12 protein-coding genes are annotated in these 17,081 nt (G+C 61.2%); 4 read left to right on the top strand and 8 right to left on the bottom strand.

Annotation, left to right across the window (positions count from 1 at the left end):
- The first annotated feature begins 2 nt into the window (after positions 1-2).
- On the top strand, positions 3-3,584 hold the full coding sequence (locus GCN78_RS17665; RefSeq protein ID WP_152252840.1) for an ABC transporter permease/M1 family aminopeptidase: 3,582 nt from the start codon (positions 3-5) through the stop codon (positions 3,582-3,584).
- A gap of 83 nt (positions 3,585-3,667) precedes the next feature.
- Here GCN78_RS17665 and GCN78_RS17660 read toward each other — a convergent pair whose 3' ends face one another.
- The gene (locus tag GCN78_RS17660) at positions 3,668-4,447 is read right to left on the bottom strand and encodes an acetoin reductase (protein ID WP_152252839.1); all 780 of its coding nucleotides are present in this window, start codon (positions 4,445-4,447) and stop codon (positions 3,668-3,670) included.
- 272 nt (positions 4,448-4,719) lie between these two features.
- Here GCN78_RS17660 and GCN78_RS17655 point away from each other — a divergent pair, with 272 nt between their 5' ends.
- Complete coding sequence (locus GCN78_RS17655) at positions 4,720-5,136, top strand: DNA breaking-rejoining protein (RefSeq protein WP_152252838.1); 417 nt, start codon at positions 4,720-4,722, stop codon at positions 5,134-5,136.
- 56 nt (positions 5,137-5,192) lie between these two features.
- On the opposite strand, the gene GCN78_RS17650 is transcribed toward GCN78_RS17655, so the two are convergent.
- The 4 genes from GCN78_RS17650 to ssb all read right to left on the bottom strand — a co-directional run bounded on the left by GCN78_RS17650 (position 5,193) and on the right by ssb (position 8,980).
- The gene (locus tag GCN78_RS17650; protein ID WP_152252837.1) at positions 5,193-6,428 is read right to left on the bottom strand and encodes a glycosyltransferase family 39 protein; all 1,236 of its coding nucleotides are present in this window, start codon (positions 6,426-6,428) and stop codon (positions 5,193-5,195) included.
- Positions 6,428-6,793 carry a hypothetical protein gene (locus GCN78_RS17645; protein ID WP_152252836.1) on the bottom strand — a complete coding sequence of 122 codons (366 nt, stop codon included), beginning with the start codon at positions 6,791-6,793 and terminating at the stop codon, positions 6,428-6,430. Before GCN78_RS17645 ends, GCN78_RS17650 begins: the two co-directional genes overlap by 1 nt.
- On the bottom strand, positions 6,790-8,241 hold the full coding sequence (locus GCN78_RS17640; RefSeq protein WP_152252835.1) for a UbiA family prenyltransferase: 1,452 nt from the start codon (positions 8,239-8,241) through the stop codon (positions 6,790-6,792). The genes GCN78_RS17645 and GCN78_RS17640 overlap by 4 nt, the downstream gene beginning before the upstream one ends.
- Positions 8,242-8,470: 229 nt before the next feature.
- Positions 8,471-8,980 carry a single-stranded DNA-binding protein gene (gene ssb, locus GCN78_RS17635; RefSeq protein WP_034781209.1) on the bottom strand — a complete coding sequence of 170 codons (510 nt, stop codon included), beginning with the start codon at positions 8,978-8,980 and terminating at the stop codon, positions 8,471-8,473.
- A 381-nt stretch (positions 8,981-9,361) separates the two neighbouring features.
- Between ssb and uvrA the strand changes: the two genes are divergently transcribed.
- Entirely contained in the window at positions 9,362-12,211 is a 2,850-nt protein-coding gene (uvrA, locus tag GCN78_RS17630; protein WP_152252834.1) for an excinuclease ABC subunit UvrA, read from the top strand.
- A gap of 69 nt (positions 12,212-12,280) precedes the next feature.
- Here uvrA and GCN78_RS17625 read toward each other — a convergent pair whose 3' ends face one another.
- Positions 12,281-12,802, bottom strand: coding sequence for a hypothetical protein (locus GCN78_RS17625; RefSeq protein ID WP_152252833.1), 522 nt, complete (start codon positions 12,800-12,802; stop codon positions 12,281-12,283).
- Between the two features lie 185 nt (positions 12,803-12,987).
- A complete protein-coding gene (locus GCN78_RS17620; RefSeq protein ID WP_152252832.1) occupies positions 12,988-14,859 on the bottom strand; it encodes a phosphoenolpyruvate carboxykinase (GTP) in 1,872 nt (623 codons plus the stop codon).
- 328 nt (positions 14,860-15,187) lie between these two features.
- Between GCN78_RS17620 and GCN78_RS17615 the strand changes: the two genes are divergently transcribed.
- Complete coding sequence (locus GCN78_RS17615; protein WP_152252831.1) at positions 15,188-16,201, top strand: D-2-hydroxyacid dehydrogenase family protein; 1,014 nt, start codon at positions 15,188-15,190, stop codon at positions 16,199-16,201.
- Here the strand turns inward: GCN78_RS17615 and GCN78_RS17610 are convergent.
- Positions 16,189-16,962: an L-asparaginase gene (locus tag GCN78_RS17610; RefSeq protein ID WP_152252830.1), complete on the bottom strand. Its 774-nt coding sequence runs from the start codon at positions 16,960-16,962 to the stop codon at positions 16,189-16,191. The genes GCN78_RS17615 and GCN78_RS17610 overlap by 13 nt on opposite strands.
- Between the last annotated feature and the right edge of the window lie 119 nt (positions 16,963-17,081).

Raw genomic sequence — 17,081 nt, 5'->3', positions numbered from 1 at the left:
CCATGTGGAAGGAATTTTTCAAGTTTGATCTCGGCTATCAGCTGAAACAGCCGCTGCTGTGGGTATTTGCCGTCATCATGGCCCTGATGGCCTTTGGCGCCACCACCAGCGACTCCGTGCAGATCGGTGGCGCCATCGGCAACATCAACCGCAACGCGCCCACCGTGGTGGCGCAGATGCTGGGCATCTTCAGCCTGCTGGCGATGTTTCTCGTCACCGTCTTCATCGCCGGCGCCGTGCTGCGCGACAGCGAAGTGGGCATGGCCGACATGCTGTTCGCCACGCCCATGCGCAAGTGGGATTACCTGTTCGGGCGCTTCGCCGCCGGCTTTGTCGCCTGCCTGGTGATCTTTGTCGCCATCGGCCTGGCCACCATGCTCGGCCCCCTCATGCCCTGGGTCGACGCGCAGCGCGTGGGCCCGTTCTCGCTGCAGGCGTATGCGTGGAGCTTTGCCGTCATCGTCATCCCGAATTTGCTCTTCATCGGCGCCCTGCTGATGCTGCTGGCCGCCACCACGCGCTCGATGCTGCTCGTGTACGTTGGCGTGCTGGGCTTTTTCGTCCTGTGGGCCATGGCCGGAGTGTTTACGCGCGACATCAACAACGAATGGATCGCCGTCCTCCTCGACCCGTTCGGCGTGCGCGCTTTTGGCCGCATGACGCGCTACTTCACGGCCGCCGAATCGAATGCGGGCCTGCCGCCCCTGTCCGGCTTCCTGCTGGCCAACCGCCTGCTGTGGCTGGGCATCACGATCGTGCTGTTCGCCGCCACCGTGGTCCTGTTCAAGCCGCAGCGCACGGGCACGGGAAAACGCCTGTTCGGCAAGCACAAGGCCGAGGCCGCCGCGCCGGCCATGGCGGCACCACTGCACCTGCCGCGCAGGGTGCCCGCCTTTACGGCCGCGACAGCCTGGCGCCAGTGGTGGCACATCCTGCGCTTCGACGCCGCCGGGGTCTTCAAGAGCCTGCCCTTCCTCGTCATGCTGCTGTTCGGCATGATCAACCTGATCGCAGGCGCCAGTGTCGGCAAGAACATGTTTGGCACGGCCGTGTATCCGATGACGCATTTGATGCTGCAAACGATCAACAACAGCTTCAGCTTCCTCCTGATCATCATCGTTACCTTCTATGCGGGCGAACTGATCTTCAAGGAGCGGCAAGCGCGGATCGCCGACGTCGGCGACGCCATGCCCGTGCCCGATTGGGTGCCCCTGCTGGCCAAGTGCACGGCCCTGATCGGCGTCATCGCCGGCTACCTGCTGGCGGGCGTCCTCACGGCCATCGGCTTCCAGCTCGTCAAGGGTGGCGCGCCCGTGGAACTGGGGTTGTATCTGAAAGGCACCCTGCTGGGCGCCCTCTTCTTCGTGCTGATGGGCTTATGCGCGCTCACCTTGCAAGTGCTGTCGAATAACAAGTTCATCGGCTATCTGCTGGTGATCCTGCTGATGGTGGCGCAAGCCGTGCTGGGCATGTTGCACTTCGAACACAATCTGTACAACTTCGCCGCCACGCCAGCCATCAAGTATTCGGACATGAATGGCTATGGCCACTTCCTCACGGGCTGGTCCTGGTTTGCGCTGTACTGGAGCCTGTTCACAGTGGCGCTCGTCATGCTGGCGCGGGCATTCTGGGTGCGCGGCTTGTCGACCGGCTGGCGTGCGCGCGTGCGCCTGGCCCGCCAGCGCCTGCACGGCCGTGCCGGGGCCGCGCTGGCGGCGGCCCTGCTGTGCTGGGCGGGCACGGGCGGCTGGATCTTCTACAACACGAACGTGCTGAACAAATACGAGACAGCGAACGTCAGCATGGACAAGCAGGCGCGCTACGAAAAAATGTACAAGCAATACAAGGACTTGCCGCAGCCGAAGATCACGGACGTCCAGGCCGACGTGGATATCTATCCCGCGCAACGCAAGGTCTTGATCAAGGGCCACTATGTGCTGCGAAACAAGACGGCGCAGCCGCTCGACACCCTGCGCATCCAGCTCGATCCGGACCTCAAGACGACGTGGTTGAACTTGCCTGCGCACAAGGTCGAACTCGATGACAAGGAACTCGGCTTCAGCATCCTCAAGCTGGCCCAGCCCCTGGCGCCGGGCGCCATCCTGCCACTGGACTTCACGGTGGCCGTCACGCACCAGGGTTTCACCAACAGCGGCGCGCCGGACCAGGTCAACCTGAACGGCAGCTTCTTCAACAACCAGGCGTTTTTCCCGCACTTCGGCTATGCGAAGGAAATGGAGTTGACGGACCGCAATGAGCGCCGCAAGCGGGGCCTGGGCGAGCCGCAGCGCATGGCCAAGCGGGAAGACACGTCCGCGTATGGCAACACGGTGCTGGGCGGCGATGCCGACTGGATCCATTTCGACACGACGGTGTCCACCAGCGGCGAGCAGATCGCCCTGGCGCCCGGCTATCTGCAGGCAAGCTGGGAAAAGGATGGCCGCCGCTATTACCGCTACAAGATGGACCAGCCGATGCTGCCGTTCTTCGCCTACCTGTCGGCCCGCTGGGACGTCAACAAGGGCGACTGGCACGGCGTGCCGATCGAGATTTATTTCGACAAGAAACACGGCTACAACACGGATCGCATGATTACCTCCGTGCAAAAGTCGCTCGACTATTACAGCACCGCGTTCACGCCCTACCAGCACAAGCAGGTGCGTATTCTGGAGTTCCCCGGCTACCAGACCTTCGCGCAGTCATTTGCCAACACGATCCCGTATTCGGAAGGCATCGGCTTCATCGCCGATCTGCGCGACAAGGACGATATCGACTATGTGTTCTACGTCACGGCGCATGAAATGGCGCACCAGTGGTGGGGCCACCAGGTGATCGGGGCCAATGTCCAGGGCGCCAGCATGCTGATGGAATCGCTGGCGCAATACTCGGCCCTGATGGTGATGGAAAAGGAATACGGCCGCAACAAGATGCGCCGCTTCCTGCGCTATGAACTGGATCGCTACCTGAGCGGACGCGGCGGCGAAGCCATCGAGGAATTGCCGCTGGCGCGCGTGGAGGGACAGCAATACATCCACTACAACAAGGGCAGCCTGGTGTTCTACCGCCTGCGCGACGAGCTTGGCGAAGAGGCGCTGAACCGCGCCCTGAAACGCTATCTGCAGGACAAGGGCTACCAGCAGGCGCCGTTCACCACGGCATCGGAATTGCTGGCCTACATCCGCGCCGAGGCGCCGCAGGACAAGCAGGCGCTGATCACGGACCTGTTCGAGAAGATCGTGTTTTACGACAACCGCGTCACGCAAGCGACAGCCGTCAAGCGCCCGGATGGCCAGTGGGATGTCACCCTGCAGCTGCATCTGGCCAAGCTGGAATCCGACGGCAAGGGCAAGGAAAGCCCGCGCGCCTATGACGAACCGGTGGAAATCGCCATCTTCGCGCGCGCGCCTGGCGCCAAGGAAAAGGATGAAAAAGTCCTGTTCACGGACAAGCGCGTGGTGTCGGGTAGCGACCCGGTCATCACCATCACGGTGAAGGAAAAACCGTTCGAAGTGGGTGTTGATCCATACAACAAGATGATCGACCGCGTGCCGCGCGATAACCGCAAGGAAGTCACTTTCAATTAGGGCTAGCTTCAGGGCGCTTGATGCTACGCAAACAGGCCACGCCGTCACCGACAGCGTGGCCTGTTTTTTATGCCGTCAGCGTTTTAACGGTACACGAGCCCACCATCGATCAGCGGCGCCTGGCCCGTCATGTAGTCCGAGTCCGGCCCCGCCAGGAAGGAGACCAGCCCTGCCACGTCTTCCGGCGTCTCGGCACGTCCCAGCGCGATGCCGTCCACGTATTTCTTGTACGTCGCACCCAGTTCGGCGCCAGTCAGTTCGGCCATGCGCTTGTCGATCTCGACCCACATGTCGGTACCGACAACGCCGGGGCAATACGCGTTGACGGTGATGCCGTCGGCCGCCAGTTCCTTGGCCGCCGCCTGCGTCAGCGCGCGCACGGCAAACTTGGTGGCCGAGTACACGCCCAGCAAGGCGAAGCCGTCATGCCCGGCGATGGAACAGGCATTGATGATCTTGCCCTTCTGCTGGCGTTTCTTGAACGTCTTGGCGGCCGCCTGGATGCCCCACAGCGTCCCTTGCACATTGATGCGCATGATGCGGTCGACTTCTTCCGGCGTGACGTCGAGCAAGGGCTGAACTTGCGCGATGCCGGCATTGTTGACGATGATGTCGAAGCCGCCCAATTCTTGTTCGGCAAACGCCACGGCGGCGCTCACCTGATCGAGCTGCGACACGTCGGCAATGAAGGTGACGGCGCGGCGGCCCAGCGCGCGCACTTCGGCGGCCGCCGCGTCCAGCTTGTCCTGGTTCAAATCCACCAGCGCGATATCGGCGCCATCCTTGGCCAGGCGCAAGGCGATGGCCTTGCCGATACCTTGCGCGGCACCCGTGACCAGCGCGACTTTTCCGGAAATACCCATTTGCGTTCCTTTCAGTATAGGGAAAAAGAGCAGCAAAAAACCGGTCCGGCGCAGCAGCGCCCGCGGCCGGTTCCGCAGCGTAGAGACGCTTCAGCCTACCTGAAATCGAAATTTTTCCGCAGCTTGAAACGTGCGCAGCCAAAAAAAGTACCTGGATCAAGAAAGGGGGAAAAAACCATCCTCGAACTGGCCATGCGCGCGCTGCCGTACAGGCGCCTGGCAGCCGCTGGCGTAAGATGGGCGGCATTCATCCACGTTGAAAGGAGTGCCCTATGCTGCATCGTCCACTGCCCCTCCGCGCCAGCCTGCTGCTAGCGGCCCTGGTTTTCACCACGCCCGCCTGGAGCGCCGATCCGCTCCACAAGGAAACCGTCGAATTGACGGCAGGCAAGAGCGCGCACAGCGTGAAAGGCAAGATCAAGGGCTACGCCACGGCCGAATACACGCTGTCAGGCAAGGCGGGACAGACCCTCAGCGTCAAGCTGAAAACCAATCAGCCATCGAACTACTTCAACATCCGCCAGCCAGGCCAGGATGAAGCCCTGTTCATCGGCTCGACCAGCGGCAATACTTACCAGGCGAAACTGCCGGCCGATGGCGAGTACACGGTGCAGGTGTATTTGATGCGCAATGCGGCGCGCAGGAATGCGGTGGCCAGCTACAGCCTGGAGATGCGGCTGCGTCCTTGAGGCTCCGACAGCATGCCAGCACGGGGCGCAAAAGATGCGAGAGCGCTGCCCCCGTCTTATCTGGCCCGATTCGCTGCCTGCGGGCGGGCGGCCACGAGCGATTCCAGCACCAGGCCCGCCATCACGGCCAGGACCGGCATGATGGGTTCACGGTATCGGAAGATCACGTAGAACAGCATGTGAACGCCCGTGTAGCAAGCAAGCGCCAGCCAGAGCAGGGCGACCTGCCGATTTCTTAGCCTTGGCATCAGCAGCGTCCCAATCGCACCGGCAAGCAAGACCAGGAACTGTATCGCCCACAGGAGACGAACCAGCTTTTCCGCCGGCGACTGAGCTCCTTTGCCCTCATGCAAGGGGGGTGTCCAGAAGTAAGCCGCTTTCTTCACGGCCAACGTCAGGAACGCTGTTGGATGGGCCTTCACCCAGGAAATAGCTTCCTGCTTCAAGGTCTCGGAGGCCTGGACTTCTCCTGTTTTCCGCAGGGTATCCCAGGTGGGGCCGCGTGGTGTCGCCGAGATGGAAACAAACATGCCTGTCGCGGCCGGGTTGTTGCCCAAATAGAGATTGAAGCCGCCATTGGTGTTCAAGACAGGTGCGCCTATCACTTGCATGTTCCTGAGCAGCCATGGGCCAGACATCGCCAACGCCACTGACAGCGCAAGCATGGCCATGCTCACCCGCTGAGCCATCGATGCGGGAGACAGCAGCAACGCCCATGCGACGACCGCAAGCAATGACAAGGCAGCATTGCCAGTCAATGCCAACAGCCCCAAGAGTGCCCCGCACCCGATTGCCACGGTATTCGAGCGCTGGCGCGCCAATCTCAGTGCGCACCACATGACCCCCAGCATGAGGGGAATCATCAAATTTTCCTTGGCCAGATACATCCCATAGATGCCGTTCGGAAGGTACAGCGCCCAGGCAGCCGCGGCGATGAGACGCCCCAACCTGCCTGCGCCGGCTTCCTTGGCCACCAGATAGCACAGGATGATTGCCGCCCCTCCCAGACACATGTTCACCAGGCGCACCGCCAGGAGGTCGTCGCCAAAGAGAAAAAAGACAGGGGCGAGAATAAACAGAGGATAGCCCACGTTATACATCGCATGGTTGCCCATGCTGTCGACAATGCCGTTCCCGCCAAGCAAGTTGAGCGCCATGCTCCTGTAGGCAAGTTCATCGCCTTCCGGTACATGCTGGAAGCCGGCCATCGCCGCTGCCCTCAGGGCACAGCCGATGCCGGCGATGATCGCCAGCCACAGCCATTCTTGCCGTTGTTGCGCATTGTCATTCATCAGCTCCTCCCCACCAAAAACACCCCCGCGCAAATCAGCGCCACGCCAATCACGCGGGACATGCCGACCTGCTCGCCCAGCAGGTAAGCGATTGGCAGGGTGAGCACGAATCCCAGACCGACCAGGGGATAGGCCTTGCTCACCTCCCATTGCGACAACACGCCCAGCCAGGCAATCGCTCCCAAGCCATACAGGAGGAAGCCCCCCAGGACATACTTGTCCGTGAGGATATGGATGAGGGTCATGCAGGACTTGGGCTCTGCCATCATCGCCTTCACTCCGGCCCCGGACATGCCGGTCTTCAATGCGAACTGCGCCATGACGGATAGCGCGATGCTCAGGATGGCAATGCAGAACGTTGTCATGGATAGCTACCCAATACGAGAAAATGCGCCCCCAGCATGATGGCCACCATGGCGCAGACGGTCATGCGGCTACCGTGATCCTTGAGGGCGTAAATCACCGGGTCATCGTGCATTTCACCCCGTGAAGTTTTCACCCACAGGCGCGCCAGCCAGTAAATCAATCCCAGGGCAACCAGCCACAGCATCTGCGGGGTGCCATAGCGCCCCTGCGTTTCCGGCGCATTGATGAACAGCCCGAACACCACCACGGCAGAGAGGGCCGCCCCGCCCCCCAAAGGCCACAACACCGCCAGATCGGTCACCCGGTAATCGCGTCCACGCGTGGCGGCCTTGCCATTCTCTTCCAGGGTGACCAGCTCCGCACACCGCTTGACCAGGGCGAGGCTGAGGAACATGAAAACCGAGAAAGCCAGCAGCCAGGAACTGGTGGCGGCACCAATGGCAACCGAGCCTGCCAGAATGCGCAAGGTGTACAGCAGGGACAGCATCAGCACATCGATCAGCACGTATTCCTTGAGCACCCAGCTGTACGCGCTGGTCAGCACGAGGTAAAGCAGGAGCATCAGGAGGAAGGCATGGGATACGCAGAAGGCCAGAACGAGGGCCAGCACTAACGCCGCCGCCGCCACGACCAGGCCCTTCAGAATCGGCAGGCGGGCACTTGCAAAAGGGCGAAGCCGCTTGCGGGGGTGTGCCCTGTCGCTTTCCAGGTCCCACAAGTCGTTGACCATGTAGGTGGCGGAGGCGGCCAGCGAAAAAGCCAGGAAGGCCACGGCCATGGTGATCAGCTTGCCCAGGTCGAGGAAGGAGAATGCCGTCAACAGGGGGACGAACAGCAACAGATTCTTTAACCACTGGTGAACACGCAGCGCTTTCATCCACACGCCAGGCCCGCCGCGTTCGCCCGGAAACTCGCGTTCGATCGGGACATGCCGTCGGACGGTGCGGGCCGTACGCCAGGCAACATCCACCAGCACCGCCGCCTTGGCGGCTTGCCAGATGGGGACATCCGCCTTGCTGTCGCCAGCATAGACAAAGCATGGCCCCACCTGCTCCAGAATGGCTTGCAGCTTGGCCCTGCCCTTGAGATTGTGACCGGCTTGCGTCGCCAGCACCTTGTCGAACAGGTCCAGATGCCTGGCCACGCTGTGGGCAATCGAATGGTGGGCCGCCGTCGCCAGGACAATCATGCGGCCCTTCTGCTTTTCCTCGCGCAGGTAATCCAGCAGGGACGCGCGGTAAGGCAGGTGTGCGCCCGAGATGCTGGCATGCGCCGCAATGGCTTCCTTGAAGCCGGCCCGCCCTCGCATGAGCCAGAAAAGCATGCGGAGCAAATTGAGCGGGGATTGCTTCACCACCTTGACGACGGATTCAAGCAGGGTATCGGTTGGCGTCAGCGTGCCGTCAAGATCGACAACCAGGGGCGCTTTGGTCGAAATAACCACCATCGTCTCCCTATTCTGGTGTGGCATTGCGGATGGGGTGCTGAGAGTAGTGCTTAAATTATAGGGGGAGCCATGATGGCGATAACCAACATATATCAAGGAAGAGAGCGGTTATCCGCTTGAACTGAAGGCCCGTAACACCTTAAAGAGACCCGCACAACAAACAAAAAAAACGCCTCGCAAATCAATGATGTGCGAGGCGTTTTTTATTACAAATGAACCGTATTGCGTCTTAGAACGGAATATCGTCATCCATGTCCGAGAAGTTCGGGGCTGGCTTCGGTGCCGGGCGTGGCGCCGGTGCCGGGGCTGGACGCGGGGCTGGTGCCTGGCGTGGGGCCGGGGCTTCGTAGCCGCCGCCACCACCGTAGCTGTCATCGCCACCGCCGGCGTCGCCGCCCATGCCGGAACGGCCGCCCAGCATTTGCATCTGTTCCGCGATGATGTCGGTTGCGTACTTCTCGACGCCGTCCTTGTCCGTGTATTTACGGGTTTGCAGACGGCCTTCGACGTACACGGACGAACCTTTTTTCAGGTATTGGCCGACGATTTCCGCCAGGCGGCCGAAGAACGAGATACGGTGCCACTCTGTCAATTCTTTTTGTTCGCCCGTGTTGCGGTCCTTCGATTTGTACGAAGTGGCCACGGCGATGTTGGCGATCGCGTCGCCGCTAGGCATGTAGCGGATTTCCGGGTCACGGCCCAGATTGCCGACGATGATGACTTTGTTGACTGATGCCATGAATAACTCCTGATGAACTGCGGCGGGAGCCGGAACTCGCGCGCGTTAGATTTTTTGCTAAACGAGGATTATAAGCGACTAGTCCGCGCAAAGCACACGCTTTATGGGGTCCGCCATCTCCCGCGCGGCAGCCCGTTTTTTTCACGGCAGGGGAAAACAAGAAACTTGAATACTGGTATTATATACAGTGTTTAAACGTCTGCACGCATCTGTATCAATCTTTCCCGGGGCACGCCCGCGGGGCGGCGCAATCCGCCCGTGGCTGCCTCAGGCATGCAGAGCAAAACCCGGCTATAGTAACAGGTTGACCCGTTGTGGCTCTTCATCCGCACCCAGGCACAATGCGCCCGCCGCACCACTCACTGAAAGCAAGGCAATCACATGGAACAGATCCGCATTCGCGGCGCTCGCACGCATAACCTCAAGAATATCAATCTCGATTTGCCGCGCAATAAGCTGATCGTGATTACCGGCCTGTCCGGCTCCGGCAAGTCTTCGCTGGCCTTCGACACCCTGTACGCGGAAGGCCAGCGCCGCTATGTCGAGTCGCTGTCGGCCTATGCGCGCCAGTTCCTGCAACTGATGGAAAAGCCCGACGTCGACCTGATCGAAGGCCTATCGCCGGCCATCTCCATCGAACAGAAGGCAACGTCGCACAACCCGCGCTCTACCGTGGGAACCGTGACGGAAATCCACGATTATTTGCGCCTGCTGTACGCACGTGTCGGCACGCCCTACTGCCCCGATCATCCGGAAAACGCCCTGGCCGCCCAGTCCGTGTCGCAAATGGTCGACGCCGTGCTGGCCATGCCGGAAGACACCAAGCTGATGATACTCGCGCCCGTCGTCGCCAACCGCAAGGGCGAACACGTGGACCTGTTCGAGCAGATGCAGGCGCAGGGCTTCGTGCGTTTCCGCGTGCAGAGCGGCACGCATGCGGCCAAGATCTATGAAGTCGATGACCTCCCAAAATTAAAGAAAACGGAAAAACACACGATCGACGTCGTCATCGACCGCGTCAAGGTGAACCAGGAAATCAAGCAACGCCTGGCGGAAAGTTTCGAGACAGCCCTGCGCCTGGCCGACGGCCGCGCCATCGCCTACGAAATGGATACCGCCAAGGAACACGTGTACTCCAACAAGTTCGCCTGCAATGTGTGTGGCTATTCCCTGCAGGAACTGGAACCGCGTCTGTTCTCGTTCAACAACCCCATGGGCGCCTGCCCCGAATGCGACGGCCTGGGGCACATTGAATTCTTTGACCCGAAACGCATCGTCGCGTTCCCGAACCTGTCGCTCGCTTCGGGCGCCGTCAAGGGCTGGGACCGCCGCAACCAGTTTTATTTCCAGATGCTGTCGAACCTGGCCGCGTATTACGAGTTCGACCTGGACATGCCGTTCGAGCAGCTGGCACTGAATGCCCAGCAAGCCGTGCTGTACGGTTCCGGCAAGCAAGTGATTCCGTTTACCTATGTCAACGAGCGGGGCCGCACCGTCATCAAGGAACACACGTTCGAAGGCGTGGTCAACAATCTGCAGCGCCGCTACCGCGAGACGGACTCGATGGCCGTCAAGGAAGAATTGGCCAAGTTCATCAATGAAAAATGCTGTCCGTCATGCGATGGCGCGCGCCTGCGCGTGGAAGCGCGCTTCGTCAAGGTCGGCACGGGCAAGCAGCAGCGCGCCATCTATGAAGTGGCGGCAAAACCGCTGCGCGAGACGCTGGAATTCTTTGAAAAACTGAAACTGACGGGCGCCAAGAAAGAGATCGCCGACCGCGTGGTCAAGGAAATCATTTCGCGCCTGAAATTCCTCAACAACGTGGGCCTCGACTACCTGTCGCTGGACCGCAGCGCCGACACGCTGTCCGGCGGCGAAGCACAACGCATCCGCCTGGCATCGCAGATCGGCTCCGGTTTGACGGGCGTCATGTATGTGCTCGATGAACCGTCGATCGGCTTGCACCAGCGCGATAATGACCGCCTGATCGAAACGCTGAAACACTTGCGCGACATCGGCAACAGCGTGCTGGTGGTCGAGCACGATGAAGACGCCATCCGCACGGCCGACTACATCGTCGACATGGGCATCGGCGCGGGCGTGCACGGCGGCGAAATCATCGCCGAAGGCACCCTGCAAGATATTCTCAAGAACAAGAAATCGCTGACGGCGCAATACCTGAACGGCAAGCTGAAAATCGCCGTACCCGCCAAGCGCCATGCCAGCAACCCGGAAAAGCAGTTGGTGATTACTGGCGCGACGGGCAACAACCTGAAAAAAGTGTCGCTGAGCTTGCCGGTGGGCTTGATGACGTGCGTCACGGGCGTCTCCGGCTCGGGCAAATCGTCGCTGGTCAACGATACCTTGTATCCTGCCCTGTCGCGCCATTTGTATGGTTCGCAGACGGAACCGGCGCCGCACGAATCGATCAGCGGCCTGGAGCACTTCGACAAGGTCATCTCCGTCGACCAGGCGCCGATCGGCCGCACGCCGCGCTCGAACCCCGCCACCTACACGGGCTTGTTTACGCCGATCCGCGACTTGTTCTCCACCGTGCCGACGGCCAAGGAACGCGGCTACAGTGCGGGCCGCTTCTCGTTCAACGTCAAGGGCGGACGCTGCGAAGCGTGCCAGGGCGATGGCGTGATCAAGGTCGAGATGCACTTCCTGCCCGACGTCTACGTGCCCTGCGACGTCTGCCACGGCAAGCGCTACAACCGCGAAACGCTGGAAGTGCAATACAAGGGCAAGAACATCACGGAAGTGCTGGGCATGACGGTGGAAGAGGCGCATGCATTCTTCAAGCCCGTGCCACTGATCGCGCGCAAGCTGCAAACCCTGCTCGACGTGGGCCTCGGCTACATCAAGCTGGGGCAAAGCGCCACCACCCTGTCCGGCGGCGAGGCGCAGCGCGTGAAATTGTCGCTGGAACTGTCCAAGCGCGACACGGGCCGCACCCTGTACATCCTCGATGAACCGACGACGGGCTTGCACTTCCACGACATCGATTTGCTGTTAAAGGTCATCCACCGCCTGCGCGACCAAGGCAACACTTTGGTGATCATCGAGCACAACCTGGACGTCATCAAGACGGCCGACTGGATCGTCGACCTGGGTCCCGAAGGCGGCGCCGGCGGCGGCCAGATCATCGCCACGGGCACGCCGGAAGACGTGGCGCTGAACCCGGCCAGCGTGACGGGTAAGTACCTGGGGCCGCTGTTGAAGCAATAAGCTGCAGCACTTAAAAAATGGCGCGGATTGTCCAGACAATTCGCGCCATTTTTTCTTTCCGCGCAAACGTCAAAGTTTGCTCACCTTGCTGGCTTTGGCAGCGCGTTCCAGTTTCGCCTGCATATAGGCCCAGGAGCGCTCAAGCGCCTCATACAGCGCCGTACCGTCTTCCAGCAGGCGCGGCCCAAGCAGGCACATGCCCCGCAACATTTCCGGCGACTGGCCGCGTTGGCCATTCCAGGCTTGCGCCGCCATCGCCTGGACTTTGTAGCGTTCGCCAGCCTTCTGGCGCTGCGTGTCGACCGCCTTGCCCTCCTCATCCGTCCACACGGCCTGGAAGAAACGGCCGGCGTCTTCATCGGACCAGATACCGCCTTGCTTCATTTCTGCAAGCATGGCATCGAGTGTCTTGTGATAGCGCGCCTGCTGCTGGCGCATGCGCTCGACATTGCTCTTCAGCCCCGCTTCCAGCGGGACGCCATACTGCCGGGCATACTCGATGTTCTCGCAATCCTGGCGGTGCTCGGCATGGGCACTGCTGCCGAGCAGGCAAGCGGCCACCGTGCTGATGATGATGAGCGTTTTTTTCATTTTTTGAGCAGGCATGACGGCAAATAATTTCCACAAGACAATTATTATAGCTGCCATAAAAAACGGCGCGAATTGCTCATGCAATCCGCGCCGTTTCTCTCTTTGCTAGCACCCCAGTCATTGCCGGCGTGTCATTTATCGCACGCCAGTCTTTGCCGGCGTGTTTCTCCCCCCACTACTAAACTTTACGCACCCAGCCGCTTTTCCAGCGCCGCCTTGTGACCTGCCAATTCCTGCGGCAGATGATACGCGAGTTTTTCAAACAACTCCGTATGCAATTTCAATTCTTCCACCCACGCGGCCTTGTCGATCGAGGTGATGGTGTCGAACTGTTCTTGCGTGAATGGCAAGCCATCCCAGTTCAGGTCGCCATACTGCGGCGTCGTGCCAAACAGGTTTTCCACGCCGCCCGCCTTGCCTTCGATGCGGTCCAGCATCCATTTCAGCACGCGCATATTGTCGCCAAAGCCAGGCCAGACGAATTTGCCTGCATCGTCCGTACGGAACCAGTTGACGCAATAGATCTTCGGCAGGGCAGCTGGATTCACCTTGCCCACCTTGACGCCCATGTCCAGCCAGTGCTGGAAGTAATCGCTCATGTTATAGCCGATAAATGGCAACATGGCAAATGGATCACGACGCACGACGCCCATCTGGCCCACGGCCGCGGCCGTCGTTTCCGACCCCATGGTGGCGGCCATGTAGACGCCTTCGACCCAGTTGCGCGCTTCGGTGACCAGCGGCACGGTGGTCGAACGGCGGCCGCCGAAGATGAAGGCCGAGATCGGCACGCCGGCCGGATCGTCCCAGGCGGCGTCGATGACGGGGTTTTGCGTAGCAGCAACTGTGAAGCGCGCGTTCGGGTGCGCCGCCTTGGTGCCGGACGCGGGTGTCCAGTCCTTGCCTTGCCAGTCGATCAGGTGGCTAGGCGCCTCCTTGGTCAAGCCTTCCCACCACACGTCGCCGTCATCCGTCAGCGCCACGTTGGTGAAGATCGTGTTGTCGCGCATGGAGGCCATGCAGTTGTAATTGGTTTTTTCGTTGGTGCCCGGCGCCACGCCAAAATAGCCGGCTTCCGGGTTGATGGCGTACAGGCGGCCATCGGCACCGGGCTTGATCCAGGCGATATCGTCGCCGATGGTGGTCACTTTCCAGCCGTTAAAACTTGCCGGCGGGATCAGCATGGCGAAGTTGGTCTTGCCGCACGCCGACGGGAACGCTGCCGCCACGTAATGCTTCTTGCCTTCCGGCGATTCCACGCCGAGGATCAGCATGTGTTCGGCCAGCCAGCCCGGATTGTTGTCCGATGCTTGCGCTTCCTGGTAGCCCATGTTCGAGGCGATGCGCAGGGCGAAACATTTCTTGCCCAGCAAGGCGTTGCCGCCGTAACCCGAACCAAAGGACCAGATTTCGCGCGTTTCCGGGAAATGCACGATGTACTTGGTGCTGTTGCACGGCCATTTCACGTCGGCCTGGCCGGCTGCCAGCGGTGCGCCCACGCTGTGCACGCACGGCACGAACTCGCCATCGGTGCCCAGCACGTCATACACGGCACGGCCCATGCGGGTCATGATCTTCATGTTGACGGCGACGTACGGCGAATCGGACAGTTCCACGCCGATGTGCGCGATCGGCGAACCCAGCGGGCCCATCGAGAACGGCACGACGTACATGGTGCGGCCGCGCATGCAGCCGTCGAACAGGCCGTTCAAGGTGTGGCGCATTTCGCCAGGCTCGGTCCAGTTGTTCGTCGGGCCGGCCGCCTCTTTCGTTGCCGAGCAAATATACGTGCGGTCTTCGACGCGGGCCACGTCGCTCGGATCGGAGCAGGCCAGGTAGGAATTCGGGCGCTTTTCCGCATTCAGTTTTTTCATGGTGCCGCTGGCAACCATCTCGGCACACAGGCGCTCGTACTCTTCCTGCGAGCCATCGCACCAGTAGATGCGGTCCGGCTTGGTCAGCGCGGCAATGTCGGCCACCCAGTTGATCAGTTTCTGTTGTTTAATATAAGCTGGGACGTTGAGTGCGGCGACGCCACCCATGACGGGCTGATTCATATTACCTCCAATACCAATAAAAGAAATTCTGGTCGTTCTGGCAAGACAGGCAGCATCGTTGAGAGGTGGCTGCGGCTCACTGCGGGCGGGGTGCGCACGCGGGCAGGGCTCTGGTGTCGTTTACCTGGATCATGCACCCAGGCTGCAGGAACAGTTTGCGCTATAACTATAATCAGGAAGCTTCAAAAGTGCCGGCGATTGTACACCCGCGTAACGGCTATTCTCGCAAAAATGTAGGAGAATAGCTTGACTAATGTAGTAGGCTATTCAGCATTTCCCGTATCCTGTTATTTCCCTACCAAATCCTCACTAAAATCGGCCATCCACCATGAAAATTGCCATACTCGATGATTACCAGGATGCCGTGCGCGGCCTCGATTGTTTCCAATTGCTCGACGGCCACGAGGTCAAAGTGTTCAGCAATACGGCGCGGGGCCTGGGCCAGCTGGCGATCCGCCTGGCGCCGTTCGACGCGCTGGTGCTGATCCGCGAACGCAGCAGTTTCAACCGCGCCTTGCTGTCGAAACTGCCGAATCTGAAACTGCTTTCGCAAACAGGCAAGGTCAGCGGCCACATCGATGTGGCGGCCGCCACCGAGCTGGGCATCGCCATCGCGGAAGGCATCGGCTCGCCCACGGCGCCGGCCGAGCTGACGTGGGCGCTGATCATGGCGGCGCAGCGCAAGATCGTGCCGTACGCGCAACATTTACAGGAAGGGTTGTGGCAGACCTCGTCGCTGGAACCACAGCGCAATACGCTCGGCACGGTCTTGAAAGGGCGCACCCTGGCGATCTGGGGCTACGGCAAGATCGGTCAATTGATCGCCGGCTATGGCCGCGCCTTCGGCATGAGCATCCTCGTGTGGGGCAGCGAAGCGAGCCGCGCGGCGGCGGTGGCGGCCGGCGATACGGCGGCAGCGTCGCGCGAGGCCTTCTTTGAACAGGCCGACGTCCTGACCTTGCATCTGCGTCTGTCCGATGCGACGCGCGGGCTGGTGACAAACGAGGACCTGGCGCGCATGAAGCCGACGGCCCTGTTCGTCAACACCAGCCGCGCGGAACTGGTGATGGAGGGCGCGCTGGAAGCGGCGCTGCCGCAGGGGCGTCCGGGCGCCGCCGCGCTGGATGTGTTTACGGACGAGCCGCTGCCGCCAGGCTCGCCACTACTGCTGCTGCCGAACGTGCTGGCCACGCCCCACCTGGGCTACGTCGAGCGTGACAGCTATGAACTGTATTTCCGCTACGCCTTGCAAAACATCGTCGATTTTGCGCAGCATCAATGCAAGCGCCTGCTCAATCCCGAGGTGCTGGCGCATGCGCGGCAAGCGCCTCAGGAGCGCTGAAACCCCTTGATGAGGTCCGGCTCGCCCGTGATGCGGATGGCGGGCGCGGGCAGCACGTGCCGACCGCGCCACAAGCCGGCCCAGCCGGGCGGCCAGGCGATGTCCGGCCCGCCGTACGACGCCACGCCGGCGCGCACGGCGACCACCGGCACGGGCGGCATGTCTGGCAAGGGCTCGCCCGCGGTGCGCTGCATGTCCAGGCTGTACATATAGTCAGGCAACAAGGCGTCGCAGACGCGGCCAAACCAGTCGCTATGGTCGTCGTCGCGCCCCAGCGCCTGCGCCAGCCCCTGCGGGTCGAAACGGGCCAGGGCATCGATCAGCTCGCCCGTGGTGGCGCCCGGCGTATCGCCCCAGCCCATCACAGGATTGACGTTGTAATCGGCGCCCGAACCGTACCAGCCTTCGCGCCACGGCCGTTGCATCCAGTCGCGCGGTCCCGTAAACAAATGCCAGCGCCAGTGCAGGCCGGACGGCTTGGGCCAGGAATACAGATACAGTTTCTGATAGCCGGCCTGGTGCAGTTCGCGCACCATGGCCATCAGGCGCGCGTGCGGCATGCGGTCCGGTGGCGCGCGCCGAAACAGGATCGCTTCGCCATCGGCGAATTGCACGTCGTCGGTCGACAGGTTCAGGTCCAGAGTCCGCGCTTCGCTGCCGAAACGGGCGGCGATCCAGCCCGTCAGCAAATTGACGGACGTGATCACCCCGTAACCGCGGTGGCGGTGAAAAATGACGGTGCCGGGAGCGAGCGCTTTCATACGGAGTCGGGGTGGCAGGCAAACAAAGAAACCAGTGTACTCACAGATGGCCAAATTTTCCAGATGCGGCGCGGTAGCGGGGTGGCAGGCACGCTGCCCCATCTGCGGCGGCATTCACG

Source organism: Janthinobacterium rivuli (assembly GCF_009208735.1).
GTDB lineage: Bacteria > Pseudomonadota > Gammaproteobacteria > Burkholderiales > Burkholderiaceae_D > Janthinobacterium.
This window is presented reverse-complemented; position numbering and strand designations above follow the sequence as displayed.

Coding starts and splice junctions, on each gene's coding strand:
- GCN78_RS17665 (WP_152252840.1), top strand. CDS start 3: ATGTGGAAGGAATTTTTCAAGTTTGATCTCGGCTATCAGCTGAAACAG.
- GCN78_RS17660 (WP_152252839.1), bottom strand. CDS start 4,447: ATGGGTATTTCCGGAAAAGTCGCGCTGGTCACGGGTGCCGCGCAAGGT.
- GCN78_RS17655 (WP_152252838.1), top strand. CDS start 4,720: ATGCTGCATCGTCCACTGCCCCTCCGCGCCAGCCTGCTGCTAGCGGCC.
- GCN78_RS17650 (WP_152252837.1), bottom strand. CDS start 6,428: ATGAATGACAATGCGCAACAACGGCAAGAATGGCTGTGGCTGGCGATC.
- GCN78_RS17645 (WP_152252836.1), bottom strand. CDS start 6,793: ATGACAACGTTCTGCATTGCCATCCTGAGCATCGCGCTATCCGTCATG.
- GCN78_RS17640 (WP_152252835.1), bottom strand. CDS start 8,241: ATGGTGGTTATTTCGACCAAAGCGCCCCTGGTTGTCGATCTTGACGGC.
- ssb (WP_034781209.1), bottom strand. CDS start 8,980: ATGGCATCAGTCAACAAAGTCATCATCGTCGGCAATCTGGGCCGTGAC.
- uvrA (WP_152252834.1), top strand. CDS start 9,362: ATGGAACAGATCCGCATTCGCGGCGCTCGCACGCATAACCTCAAGAAT.
- GCN78_RS17625 (WP_152252833.1), bottom strand. CDS start 12,802: ATGAAAAAAACGCTCATCATCATCAGCACGGTGGCCGCTTGCCTGCTC.
- GCN78_RS17620 (WP_152252832.1), bottom strand. CDS start 14,859: ATGAATCAGCCCGTCATGGGTGGCGTCGCCGCACTCAACGTCCCAGCT.
- GCN78_RS17615 (WP_152252831.1), top strand. CDS start 15,188: ATGAAAATTGCCATACTCGATGATTACCAGGATGCCGTGCGCGGCCTC.
- GCN78_RS17610 (WP_152252830.1), bottom strand. CDS start 16,962: ATGAAAGCGCTCGCTCCCGGCACCGTCATTTTTCACCGCCACCGCGGT.